Below are 12,844 nucleotides of genomic sequence, written 5' to 3' on the forward strand. Positions count from 1 at the left end.
TTGTTACAAATAGTATAGGTTCAAGTGAACTACATAACGACGATTACTGTTATCATTCCCACACTAAAGGGACGCTGTTTGAAAATAGACAAATCAATAAGTGGATAAGCATTCTGCCTCTGTTTCCTCACTTCTATCGCTTGAGGTGGGAGGTTTACAGCCAGTTAGATGTGGGATAAAACTCTATTTTAACGAACACCATGTAAATGTTCTGTTCTATTTAAAAATTTTATTATCGTGTTACTGTCGTTATGTTCAAATAAGTGTATGCCTGTATCACCAGTATAGAAATAAGTCTTATTTACTGTGGGCAAATGGAGTAATGAATGAATACATTTTTCTATCATTCCACCGTGAGTTACGATCGCTACATGATCCGTTTTTTTACTATTATCTATAATCTTTAGCAATATAGACTCAGCACGAGCCCTAAACTCTAAATCACTCTCCCCTTCTTCTATACGTTCAAAAGGTTTTAATGAATAATATGTATCTACATTTTCTTCCGTAATCGGTTTACCAGCTAAAATGCCATTATTTCTTTCCTGTAATCGATCATCATACATAATCGAACAATCTAGATAAGTCCTTACAATTTCCGATGTTTGGGCAGCTCTTTTTAACGTGCTGGACCATATGATATCTATTTGATAATTTTTCCTTAAATAGGAACCTAAGCTATTAGCTTGCTTTATACCTAAATCTGTGAGTGGGAAATCCGCTTTTCCCTCGTGAACATTCAGAATATCTGCTTCTGATTGGCCATGTCTTATTAAAAATAGTTTCATTGTATCATTCTCCCTTTCCCGTCAAAATATTCGGAAATTAAAACGCTTATAAGATTATACCTTTCTTTCATATCTCTTTTCAATAAGTTAGAAAAACAATAGAATATGTTGCATAACACCCTTGATCTAGCATTCTGCTTCATTTATTATCAGCTGACCTATCATCAGCAACATAAAAACAGTGTTTTTGAAAAGAATAAAATAACCTGAGTCCAATTCTTCAGAACTCAGGTTATTTTATTGATACTAGGTTTTGTAATCTCTATTAAACAAGTGAAGGAAAGTCAATAGATCTGTCTTGTCCATCTTATATTTTAAATTTCTTGACAAGCAATTCTAACTCACTGCTAGAATGACTCAATTCCTCTGCTGATTGTGCCACGGTATCTATCGCTTTCAATTGATCTTGTGTAGAAGCACTTACTTCTTCAGCAGCACCTGCCGACTCTTCCGCAATAGCAGAAAGATTCTCAATCGACAGTACAACTTCATCTTTTAATGACGACATTTTATGAACTTCTTTCGACATTTCATTAATTGACTTAATTACTTCATACATTAAATCTTGAATTGTCGTAAATGCTGTTTCTGTATCTTTTACAGCGCCATTTTGTTCTAATGTTATTTCTTTTGTCCTGCTCATTGCTTCAGTTGCCCGCGCGGCTTCTTCGACAATGCCTTGAATGGTTTGGCGAATTTGATCCGTTGATGCTGTTGATTGTTCAGCAAGCTTCCGAACTTCCGTCGCTACGACAGAAAAGCCTTTTCCAGCCTCTCCGGCTCTTGCCGCCTCGATAGACGCATTTAAGGCGAGCAAATTAGTTTGTTCTGAAATGGTATTAATCGTGGCAACAATTGCTTGAATATCGTTTATTTTAGAAACAAGATGATTTAACACATTTTCAATCGATTGAATTTCACGATAGGAATCGTCAGAGCGTGTTTGTAAAACAGCTAATGTTTCTCTTCCGTTTATACTTGCCTGCTGCGTTTCATTAGACCTCGATTGCATTGTATTCATCGTTTCCTCAACAAGCGTAAATTGTGAAGCTAAATTACTTGTGACTCCCTGCATTTCATCTAACTTCGTCGCACTCTCCGTAGAGCCTTGAGCGACATCTGAAATCGCATGGGCAATCTCTTCAGTTGCCGCCTTCGTCTCTTCAAAAACAGCACTTAAACTTTCAGACGATGTAGAAACCTTTTCAGAAGCACCGATCACATGGGACAAAATATCGCGCATCTGCTGCACCATTTGATTGAAATGGGTCGTTAATTGACCAATTTCGTCTTTTGATTTTGTTTCTCCTTGAACAGTCAAATCGCCTTCCGCCATGATTTGTACTTGTCTGGTTAACTGGATAATTGGTTTTGTAAAATAACGTGCAATAAAAAAGACGATAACACTTGCAATAAAAATGGCAATTAATGTAATTGTTGTATTTAAATGTTGAATGCGATTAACGAGTTTTAATAGCTCCGTTTCCTTATAAACGACACCTATTTTCCACCCCGTATTATCTATCGTAGTATAATACAACATTTTCTTTGTATTTTTCTCATTAAATTGAATCTTACCTTCATCTTTACTATACATTTTCTCTACATGTGGTTTATCTCGTTGATTTTCCTCAGTTGAATCTGGAAGTACGACTGGATTCCCTTCAGCATCTAGAATGAAACCATAACCATTATAGCCCACATTTGTTTCATTAATTTGTTCTGTGATAGAATCCAAGTTTAAATCAATTGCGATTACGCCTAAAACTTTGTCATTTTGCACAATCGCTTTTGAAATGGATACTTTCATTTTTTTACTAACAAGATCCATATAAGGTTCAGTAAATTGCACTTTTCCACTATTATCATTAGCCAATTTATACCAAGGTCTTACAAAGGGATCATAATCATCTTCATATACATTAAATTCCGGGTCATACATTGTTTTTGTCGAGCTTCCCATATAAATACTTGCAACTTCAGGGTTGATCTTTGTATAGGCTTTCATTTCTTTCACCATTTCAGGCGTTATAGTAGGCGAATTTTGGAGAATATCTATTATTTGTTGATTCTCACTAAACCGTAAAATATCTCTAGCATAATTATTAAGACGCAATTCAGTAATTTGTGATAATGCTTTTGCTTGTTCAGTTCCCTTGACGTCTAATTCTTCTCTAAAGTTTTTAGACATTTGAGTTCCTGTCACCAATTGCGAGATGACCATTACAGCAATAAGTAATAATGCAAAGATAAGTATGAGTTTGTTCTGCAATTTGTTTAACAAGATGACTACCTCCTATGTATTGTACATATTACAAAATAACTACTAAAATAGAGAAGAATAAGGATAATTTCGTTATTTTAGTCTCTATTCTCCAAAATTTTAGCACATATTTCTTATGTAAAAAATAACATTTTTTCGAACTATTGTTCCGTATTGAAAGATTTTTTCAAATAAAGCATTTCAAATTGTTTGCAATATGCTACTATGTAGTTTTAAATAATAAAAAATCCGAATAAGACGCCTTATTCGGATTTCATTTATCATAGGATGTCAACATTTTTTGCAAGTAAGATCGTATGAATGATTATTTTATTCCGACTTCTATATGCTGAAATGAATCTACATCAAATAATCCTTTATCTGTTAATTTTAGAGAAGGTATTACTGGCAAACATAAGAAAGATAAGATCATAAACACGTTTTGAACTGCCTCTCCTCCAGAGATAACCTGACGAAGCTGTTCATGTAGATGGTGTAATTCTTCCACCACTTTTTCATAAGGTTTCTCCGACATGATACCGCCAATTTTTAATGGGACTTTTGCAAGTACTTCCCCATCACTTACTATAACGAGCCCACCTTGCATTGAACGAATCGCTTCAATGGCAAGAATCATATCATCATCATTCGTTCCTGCTACGACAAGATTATGCGAATCATGTGCAACAGTTGACGCAATAGCCCCCTTATTCAGCTTCAGTCCCTTTACGATTCCTAGTCCAACTCCTCCAGTAGCATGATGTCTTTCACAAACTGCGATTTTTATTTGATCATCAGCTACATTCGCTTGAAACAACCCATTTTTTGTAAGTACTTTTTCTATGCTTTTTTTCGTTATTAATTGATTCGGGATGATTTCAATAACGTTAGCAAGCTGTCCATCCGCTATGATAATTTGTAATGCTTCTTTACTAATCGGTTTCATGTTAATCGATTCTTGAATAGACATCGGAATAGCTGCTTTTTCTTTCTTAAGTTCAGCTTTGTTGGAACCTAAATCGAAAATACGGCCATCTTTGATTACATGGGAAGGATGTAATTCAACAAGATCGTCAACAAGCAGAAGGTCAGCAACATATCCAGGTGCTACAGCTCCTTTATTCTCTATCTGATGACAGATTGCATTGTTGATGGTCGCCATTTGAATAGCAATCAGCGGATCTAATCCGTGTTTGATTGCAAGACGCATCGCATAATTTATTGTACCTTCCTCTACCAATTCATCTAAATGTTTATCATCTGTACAGAAGGAAAAGCGGGTACTATTTTGTGGTGAAATAGCTGGTAAAAGGGCTAACAAGTCCTTCGCAGCTGAACCTTCCCGAACTAATACATGAAAGCCGCGTCTTACACGATCTATTGCTTCATCTTTCGTGACAGCCTCATGGTCATTTCGAATGGATGCAATACTATAAATATTTAGATCTTGCTCTGACAACCCAGCAGCGTGGCCATCAATAACCATCCCTCGATCTTTCACCATTTTTAATTTATTTAACATATCCTCTTGCATCGTCAACACAGCATGAAAGTCCATTACTTCTGCCAAGCCAATTACTTTCTCATTTGATAATAATGGATATAAATCATCTGCAGTTAATGTTGCCCCATTTCTTTCAAAAGAAGTAGCAGGAACACAAGAAGGCAGCTTGAATAAAATGTCAATCAAAGAAGAATTTGCATCTTCAATGACATACTTAATTCCTTCAATTCCAGCCACATTAGCAATTTCATGAGGATCGGTTACAACGGTTGTGATGCCATGTCTAAAAAGTGCTCTTGAAAACTCCGACGGTGTAACCATTGTTGACTCAATATGAATATGGCCATCAATCAATCCGGGAATGATGTATTTTCCGGAAACATCAACACAATTGCTTCCTTGTTCGTAATTTCCGATTCCTATGATGTATCCGTTATGAATCGCAACATCAGCTTGGTATGTTTCTAAAGAAAAAACATCTACAATTGTTCCATTTTTTAATACAATATCTGCTTCAGATATATGTTGGGCTGTATCAATAAGGTTTCTCATACGATGACTCATTTTTTGTCCTCACTTTATTTATTTTTTACTTTTCATAACGAATCGTTGTTGTTCCATTATTAGTGAAAAACATCGAACCTTCACAACTAATGGGAAAAACTTATCAGACATTATATCACAAGTAAAAGAACTCGTCCTGATCAAATTTTGTGATTGATTGAGGAAAGAAAAGTATGAAACGTCTGTACAACCATTTGGAAATAATTTTGATAGAAATATCATTACATCCCCCCTTATTCAAAAAAGCTGTTTAATTAAAACGAATATAATAATAAGGTCACAAATAATAGGAAATATGAAAATAAATGTAAAGAAGAAGTGATAGGTTATTTTGATAGGAGTAGACTAGCGAAAACTTAGTCAATTTAAGAGACAAGTACCCTAAAAAATAAATGAAACTCCCACAAGTTCCATGAACTTGTGGGAGTTTCATATTAAAATAGCTTTTAAATTGTGATAACTCCCATGAATAATGCCACTGCTATTAAAACGATGCTTAATCCCCACAACCACAATAGCGAATAACGTATATGACGCCCCATTTCCAATCCAGCCAATCCTAGTGCTAGCCAAAGTGCTGGCGAAAACGGACTAACAAACGTTCCAACAATATTTCCTACAATTAATGAATACGCAGCAGATGTTGAGCTTACCCCGTAATTCGTAACAATTTGTTCGACGACTGGAAGCAGCGCAAAATAATAGGCATCCGTACTCAATACTAAATCAAATGGAACACCAAAGAATCCGATAATAAGATGTAAATAAGGGACAACAAAACCTGGTAATATCGTAACAAGATCGGTAGCTAAAGAATCTAGCATTCCTGTTCCCTCAAGAATTCCTAAAAATGAGCCGGCTGCAAGTATAATTGCTGCCATTAGAAGCGCATTTGGAGCATGTGCACGTATTCGGTCCATTTGATCTTTTACGTTGGGATAATTGATTGGCAGAGCAATACTAACCCCAATCATAAAAATAAAGCCAGCTGGGATCATTCCCCAAACCAAAAACCCAATGACACTTAAAGCTAGCAATACGTTTAACCAAAACAGTTTTGGCCGAGCTAGTGAATGATCTTTTGAAAGTGAATCTTCTTCATTTTCTACAGCATCAAGTGCCACAGCAGCTTCAAAATTTTCAGATAAGTGGCGCTTTTGAATCCGGCGTTTCTCAAGAAATCCTAAAAAGACTGCTAAACCAATTAAGAGTACTAAACCAATAATTTGAATTGGAATAAGGGGTCTCCATAACTCAGTGGGATCTATCTTTAATACAGCAGATGTACGCCCTAACGGCCCACCCCATGGAACCATATTCATGATACTCGCACTTGCCCCAACTAATAAAAGAAGCAAGTAAGCATTCATATGCAAGCGTTTATACAGAGGAAGCAATGCTGGGATCGTAATCAAAAAGGTTGAAGCGCCTGATCCATCTAAGTGAGCAATAGCCGCAATGATGACGGTTCCAACTGTTACAGCAATAATATTTCCTCGAGAAATTGCAATCATTTTATTAATTAAAGGATCAAAAAGTCCTGTATCTTGCATAATCCCAAAAAATAAGATGGCAAAAATAAACATAATCACAACATTCATAACCGAAGCAATCCCGTCCTGGAAAAAGACGCCTATTTCTTCGATGCCAAATCCTGCCAAAAATGCACCAATGATCGGAATAAGGACTAGCCCCACAATCGGGGTAATTCTTCCACTAATAAGCAGCAATACAATTGCTAAAATCGTTACAAATCCAATAATACTAAGCATAAATATCTCCTTTCTCTTCCAAACCTGTTTCATGATGAAAAGGTAGCATATTTCATCATGAGCGGACGTAGCTAAAAAATGAAAGCGTTCGCATCATATTGTTTACAAAAAAACCCCTCTTCCCACAGTCTTGGCTTCTAAAAAATTTTAGCATCTGTGAAGAGAAGGATAAAGTTTATTACTATAAATATACTATTAATCATTAAAACTAATTTTGTTCATTTTGTTCATGCTTTTTCACAAATAGACGTATTGACGTTCTGGTCTGCCAACATCTCCATATTTAAGTTTAACTTTTACGACTTGAAGAGAGACTAAGTATTCTAAATAACGTCGAGCTGTAGAGCGGCTTGTTCCGATTTTTTTACTCAATTCAACCGCAGTGATTCCATTGTGATTATGCTGTTTCATTATATTTTTTATTTCCTCCAAGGTAATGCTGTCAATCCCTTTTGGCAATATGGCATGCGACATACTTTTGGCGGATGATAAGTCTTTCACTCCTGTAATGAGATCAATTTCTGCTTGCTCCATCTCTTTCTTTGAGGTAAGAAAATGATGCCGTTTTTTATAGTTGTTTAAAGTTTGTTCAAACCGGTTAAAATCAACTGGTTTAATAATGTAGTCAAAAATACCGCCTCGCAGTGTTTCTTCGATTGTAGATACTTCCTTAGCAGCAGTAACCATGATCATGTCAATATCATGGTAGTTTTTACGAATTTTCCAGAACAAATCCAGCCCTTCAATATCAGGTATATAGACATCTAGAAGGATAAGATTCGGGAGGTTTTTACTGCTTCTAAGATAATCCAGTGTTTCTTTTCCTGTTTTAACGATATCAAGCACCGTAAAATCATCTATTTTCTCAACAAATTGACGATTAATTTCAGCGATCCGAAAATCGTCTTCCACAATTAATACTTGAAAATCTTTACTCATTTTATTCTCCTCAATCTTTCGGTATCGTTATCACAAAACATGCTCCTCCCAATTCGCTTTCTTCTAGTAAAATGGTACCGCCTATTTCAGAAATCATTTGGTTTGTTAATGCCAATCCGATGCCCCGATTTGAGCCCTCTTTCGTAGAAAATCCTTGAATAAATATTTTATTCGCATCTTCGCCTTTAATACCAGGGCCAGAATCTTCAATTTCGAAAATGACGTCGTCGCCAATGTCTGTAAAAAAGATATGAACCATTCGCTTTGGTTGTTTCCTATTTTTTGCTGCTTCAATAGCATTCTCTATTAGATTGCCCAACACTGTTAGCAGTGCTTCCCTCTTAGCTCCTGAAAATCGATATGTAAGTTGACTATCAGGATGAATAGACATCTCTACTCTTAGCTCATTAGCTTGGTTTAATTTACCTAACAGTATAGCATTAATCATTGAATCTGGTATTCTTTCCATCAAAAAACGAATCCATTCTTGATGTATGTCACTTTCCTTCCTAATAAAATCGATTGCTTCCTGTTTTTTATTTAACTGCAACAAACCTAGAATCGTGTAAAGTTTATTTGAAAACTCATGTGTTTGAGCTCTTAACGTATTTGCATATTGCTTAATTCGTGTTAATTCTTTTGTTAATCGTTCAATTTCTGTTTTATTTCGGAAGGTAGATACTGCCCCAACAATCGTATCATCTTCATAGATTGGAACCTTATTTACAAGAACAATATTCTTTCCTAGAAGCATTTCTTTGTCATATTGACTTTTTCCATGTTCAAGAACTTCTGTTAACGTGGAATGAGGAAGCAATTCTTTTATCGGCATCCCAACAAAGTTATTTTTAGGACATTCCCGATCGAAAAGAAGACGCTGTGCTGCAGCATTCATCATTGTAATAAAACCTCTCTTGTCTACAGCAATAAGCCCTTCATGTGTAGACTGTAATATCGTTTCTTTTTGCAGCAGCAAATGTGAAATTTCTTCCGGTTCTAAACCAAAGAGTATTTTTTTAATATAATTCGCAATTAAGATCGCACCAAAAATGCCAATTCCGATAATGAGCAATAATACATACCATAACTCTTTATGATAGTTACTAATCATACTTTGTACATCATCAACTAAAAAACCGACAGAGACGATGCCTATAATATCGCCTTCGTCAGAGATGATTGGCACTTTCCCTCGTAAAGACAGCCCTAACGAACCGACAGCTTTTGATACGTAAGATTCGCCGTGCTGTAGTGCTCGTTCATTGTCTCCCCCTACCATTCTTTTCCCAATTCTATTAGGTTTTAAGTGAGAATAGCGAATTTCTTCTGCATTACCTACAACAATATATTCAGCACCTGTCGCTTCCCTGATGGGAGCAACAAGCGGCTGAATAACAGTAGCAGGATCGTTTAATAAAAATGCTGCCTTCAGTTCTGGAATATTTGCTACACTTTGAGCAACATTTAAAGTTCTTTCACCTACCTGTTTTTCTAATGCATCTTTAATAAAGTGTTGTAAAAAAAAACCTATAATCCCGAACATCCCAATGATCAATAGTCCCATAAGGGTAATCATCTTTAATTTTAAATTAAATGTTACTTTTGGACGATATAAATGACTTATGTCGTCGTTGTGATACTGAATCATAGCAAAAAAAGCTCCTCCTCTATAGATTGTTTCAGCAGCGGCTTATTGAAAGAAGCAAAGTGAAAGGTTATCCAATTTTCATTGTTGGGGAATTTGTCTAACATCGAACTCACGATAAAAAAAATGAAAAAATATACATTTTAGTTCGATATTACTGTAGTGTATATTGACAATACACAACTGAAGATATACTAGTCAATAAGAGATAGTAATATTGAGATTTTTCTATCACTCTATGAAACGCTCATTACAAACTTCTTGAATCGACAGCACAGATTTTATTAGTTAAGGAAAAGGATAACGTTGGCAAAGTAAAATTACTTATACCCTCCAGTCTCTTACTACTAGATCAAAAGGTTATCGTATTTTTCTTCGTTGTTGTACATGTTGATGAAGGATGGATAAAAATAGGGAGAAACCTTTCCTGTTTTTGATTCGTAGAAACATTAGCCGATATATTTGAACAGAAAGAGGTTATAAAGATGAAAATACAGGAACCACATCAGAAAATTTCGCGAGATGCTGTAAAAGTGTGGAGAATTAGTTCGGTTATCGGACATTTTATTACTCTTAGCATACTAGGAGGGCTTGTTTTTTTACAAAATCGTTATGACTGGGTAGAATGGGTTGGCCACATCCTTTTCATCCTTGTTATACTCGTTCTGCTTCATGCTGTATATGGCATATTTATTTACCCTATCTACCAGCAGCGTACATGGCGCTATGCAATTGACGAACATTATATTCAGTTAAAACATGGGGTATTAGAGAAATCTCACATTATTGTCCCAATGACAAAAGTTCAATATGTCAATACAAATCAGGGTCCGATTTTACGTCGATACAAGTTAGCGACAGTCACGATTGGAACGATGGCATCCTCACATGAGATACCAGCTATTCCTGAAAAAGAAGCGATGGAACTTCGAAACCATATTGCCTTCTTAGCGAAGATCACCGAAAAGGAGCTTCCAAATGACACCGAATAACATGAAAACATATGATAAGCAAGGCCAGCGGCTTCATCCGTTATGGATCATTTTTTCGGTTGGAAAATTTATGAAAGAGTTTATCATACCAATCGTTTTCTTTTTTCTCTTCAAAGCAGGCTCGCAATCTATGATCATACATTATTTAAAATTGGCATTCATTCTTTACATGATTTATCGATTCATTTCTATCCTGCTCAGCTGGTGGAATTTTAAGTATTTATTTACAGATAAAGAACTGCAAATAAATGAAGGCCGTTTTGTAAAAGAAGAGCGCTTTATATCGCTAGAGAAAATTCAAAGTGTTCAATTGAATACGTCGTTCTTTGCACGATTATTTGGGCTTACTACACTTTCGCTTCAGACAGGTGCTGTTGATGATAAGGCTACAATCAAACTAGAGGCAATTTCACGCAAGGAAGCAGAACGAATCCAAAGACATTTGCGTCTTTCCGATATCGTTCGCATTGATGAAACGATGCCGGAAGTGGAGAAAATCACTCAAGAGCATTCAACTCAAACAGAGCATTACGAAGTGACTCTAAAAGAAATACTTGTCGCTTCGTTTACATCGTTCCGTTTTTTAGCTCTTATTCCTTTGCTTTTTTCACTTTATTTTAAAATAAATGATTTCTTTGCACTAGATGGATACACAGACACAATCATCGCTTTTTTTGAAAAGTCTTGGTTCATATTAGCTATTATTATTTGTATCATTCTTATTTTGTCCATGCTGTTTGGAATAGGAATGATGTATCTTCAATATGGGAAGTTTCAAGTTGTTTCTGATCACAATCGGATCTTTATTAAAAAAGGGATTTTTAATCAAACAGAATTTTCGATCCCAAAGGAAAAAGTGCAAGCCATAAAATTTAATAAAAGCCTGCTTCGAAGATGGTTGGGTATAGCAGAGGTGGAACTTGTCAGTGCAGGGGGAGCTGGAGAAGAAAAAATAGAAACAAATGTCCTTTTTCCTTTCATTTCTGAAAACCGCGCCCGACGTTTAGTAGTTGAAATCCTGCCAACATTTAGAATAGATTCAGCGATGGTGAAGCTCCCTAAAACCGCGCTCTTTGTAAAGCTGATACGTCCAAGTTATTTATGGATCATTGCTGCATGTGTTATTTTCTATTTTTGGCCATCGCTTTGGTATATGCTATTCATCTTGCTTATTTTCATTGTCATTTCACGTATCGCTAATTATTTCCACAGCGGCTATATGCTAAGCACTCCCTATATTCAACTGCAAAGTGGTTCGTTTTCAACAGAACTATTTTTAACAACCCGGCAGAAAATAGAAGAGTTAGAAATGACAGAATCATGGCTGCAACGCAAATTCGGTTTAGCTTCTCTTAAAATTTCAACAAGAGCTAAACCAATTCACGTATCAACTATTTCCGATATCCCTAAAGAGATAGCTGAGCATTATTATCATTGGTATGCAAATCGCTAGAAAAAAGTATGTGTCAATATTTTATCGAAAAAGTTGGCACATACTTTTTTTACTAATGGAGCTTCTTTTGGTGGAAAAAGATTCATTTTTATCCCACATCTAACTGGCAGTAAGACCCCCACCTCAAGAGTAAGAGGAATCGAAGAAGTCTAGGTGGGGGATAACTGCCAGTAAATGTCCGATTGGTTCAACTAACCATCAGTGGGGGATGAGAGAAAACCCCCACTCATGGAAGTTTCACTTTATCTCATCATATAGTATAGGAGGGGGTAAAATGCATTTGAAAACCGAAGAAGATATTATTCTGTTAGTAAAAAAAGATAAATGGATGATGGATATATTAAAAGCAGCAAGAACGTTATATTTACCAGATTGGTGGATATGTGCTGGGTTTGTTCGTTCGAAGATTTGGGATACTTTACATGGATTTCAGGAAAGAACGATGATGGCAGATATTGATGTCATCTATTTTGATGATCAATTTACAGAGAAATTAGAAGAAAAAAAATGGGAGAAAAAATTGAGAAGCATTGTTCCAGATATCCCTTGGTCTGTGAAAAATCAGGCAAGAATGCATATCATCAATTATCTTCCTCCATATACCTGCTCGGTCGATGCAATATCCAAGTTTCCAGAAACTGCAACCGCTTTAGGATTACAGTTAGATAGAGAAGATAATGTCATCCTAACTGCTCCATGTGGTATTAATGATGTGATTAATTTAGTACTAAAACCCACTCCTTTTTTCAAAGATAATAAACAACTGGCGAAAATTTATAAAGAAAGGATAAGGAAAAAGAATTGGAAATCAATTTGGAACAACCTTATCATTCATCCTTTTGACATAGACTAACAAACGATTAGGGATAAGAGGAGACAGCGAAGAAGCGATCTTGAAACACGAAGAAACTTTTTCGGCTGTCT

General features: G+C 35.7%; 9 protein-coding genes and 1 pseudogene. 3 read left to right on the forward strand and 7 right to left on the reverse strand.

What is annotated here, in order from left to right; genetic code table 11:
* Positions 1-188: 188 nt before the first annotated feature.
* The 7 genes and pseudogenes from J2S08_RS03650 to J2S08_RS03675 all read right to left on the reverse strand — a co-directional run bounded on the left by J2S08_RS03650 (position 189) and on the right by J2S08_RS03675 (position 9,478).
* Complete coding sequence (locus tag J2S08_RS03650; RefSeq protein ID WP_307226770.1) at positions 189-788, reverse strand: histidine phosphatase family protein; 600 nt, start codon at positions 786-788, stop codon at positions 189-191.
* A gap of 307 nt (positions 789-1,095) precedes the next feature.
* Positions 1,096-2,043, reverse strand: coding sequence for a methyl-accepting chemotaxis protein (locus J2S08_RS22415; protein WP_370875627.1), 948 nt, complete (start codon positions 2,041-2,043; stop codon positions 1,096-1,098).
* Positions 2,035-3,012, reverse strand: a pseudogene (locus J2S08_RS22420) (cache domain-containing protein); the annotation flags it as partial. The gene J2S08_RS22415 and the pseudogene J2S08_RS22420, both read right to left, overlap by 9 nt.
* Before the next feature lie 364 nt (positions 3,013-3,376).
* The gene (gene ade / locus J2S08_RS03660; protein ID WP_307226773.1) at positions 3,377-5,119 is read right to left on the reverse strand and encodes an adenine deaminase; all 1,743 of its coding nucleotides are present in this window, start codon (positions 5,117-5,119) and stop codon (positions 3,377-3,379) included.
* Between the two features lie 446 nt (positions 5,120-5,565).
* Entirely contained in the window at positions 5,566-6,891 is a 1,326-nt protein-coding gene (locus J2S08_RS03665; protein ID WP_307226775.1) for a CitMHS family transporter, read from the reverse strand.
* A 237-nt stretch (positions 6,892-7,128) separates the two neighbouring features.
* On the reverse strand, positions 7,129-7,830 hold the full coding sequence (locus tag J2S08_RS03670) for a response regulator (RefSeq protein WP_307226778.1): 702 nt from the start codon (positions 7,828-7,830) through the stop codon (positions 7,129-7,131).
* 10 nt (positions 7,831-7,840) lie between these two features.
* A complete protein-coding gene (locus J2S08_RS03675) occupies positions 7,841-9,478 on the reverse strand; it encodes an ATP-binding protein (RefSeq protein WP_307226780.1) in 1,638 nt (545 codons plus the stop codon).
* Between the two features lie 482 nt (positions 9,479-9,960).
* On the opposite strand from J2S08_RS03675, the gene J2S08_RS03680 reads away from it, so the two are divergent.
* The 3 genes from J2S08_RS03680 (at position 9,961) to J2S08_RS03690 (ending at position 12,773) form a co-directional block, all read left to right on the forward strand.
* A complete protein-coding gene (locus tag J2S08_RS03680; protein WP_307226781.1) occupies positions 9,961-10,467 on the forward strand; it encodes a PH domain-containing protein in 507 nt (168 codons plus the stop codon).
* On the forward strand, positions 10,454-11,920 hold the full coding sequence (locus tag J2S08_RS03685; RefSeq protein WP_307226783.1) for a PH domain-containing protein: 1,467 nt from the start codon (positions 10,454-10,456) through the stop codon (positions 11,918-11,920). Before J2S08_RS03680 ends, J2S08_RS03685 begins: the two co-directional genes overlap by 14 nt.
* 274 nt (positions 11,921-12,194) lie before the next feature.
* Positions 12,195-12,773 carry a nucleotidyltransferase family protein gene (locus J2S08_RS03690; RefSeq protein WP_307226785.1) on the forward strand — a complete coding sequence of 193 codons (579 nt, stop codon included), beginning with the start codon at positions 12,195-12,197 and terminating at the stop codon, positions 12,771-12,773.
* Positions 12,774-12,844 lie beyond the last annotated feature (71 nt).

The sequence above is a fragment of the Bacillus chungangensis genome, from assembly GCF_030812995.1.
Lineage (GTDB): Bacteria > Bacillota > Bacilli > Bacillales > Bacillaceae_C > Bacillus_CF > Bacillus_CF chungangensis.

Excerpts from the sequence above, each read along its gene's own strand:
- ade (WP_307226773.1), bottom strand. The coding sequence starts at position 5,119 with ATGAGTCATCGTATGAGAAACCTTATTGATACAGCCCAACATATATCT.
- J2S08_RS03665 (WP_307226775.1), bottom strand. The coding sequence starts at position 6,891 with ATGCTTAGTATTATTGGATTTGTAACGATTTTAGCAATTGTATTGCTG.
- J2S08_RS03680 (WP_307226781.1), top strand. The coding sequence starts at position 9,961 with ATGAAAATACAGGAACCACATCAGAAAATTTCGCGAGATGCTGTAAAA.
- J2S08_RS03685 (WP_307226783.1), top strand. The coding sequence starts at position 10,454 with ATGACACCGAATAACATGAAAACATATGATAAGCAAGGCCAGCGGCTT.
- J2S08_RS22415 (WP_370875627.1), bottom strand. The coding sequence starts at position 2,043 with ATGGTGCAGCAGATGCGCGATATTTTGTCCCATGTGATCGGTGCTTCT.
- J2S08_RS03675 (WP_307226780.1), bottom strand. The coding sequence starts at position 9,478 with ATGATTCAGTATCACAACGACGACATAAGTCATTTATATCGTCCAAAA.
- J2S08_RS03670 (WP_307226778.1), bottom strand. The coding sequence starts at position 7,830 with ATGAGTAAAGATTTTCAAGTATTAATTGTGGAAGACGATTTTCGGATC.
- J2S08_RS03650 (WP_307226770.1), bottom strand. The coding sequence starts at position 788 with ATGAAACTATTTTTAATAAGACATGGCCAATCAGAAGCAGATATTCTG.
- J2S08_RS03690 (WP_307226785.1), top strand. The coding sequence starts at position 12,195 with ATGCATTTGAAAACCGAAGAAGATATTATTCTGTTAGTAAAAAAAGAT.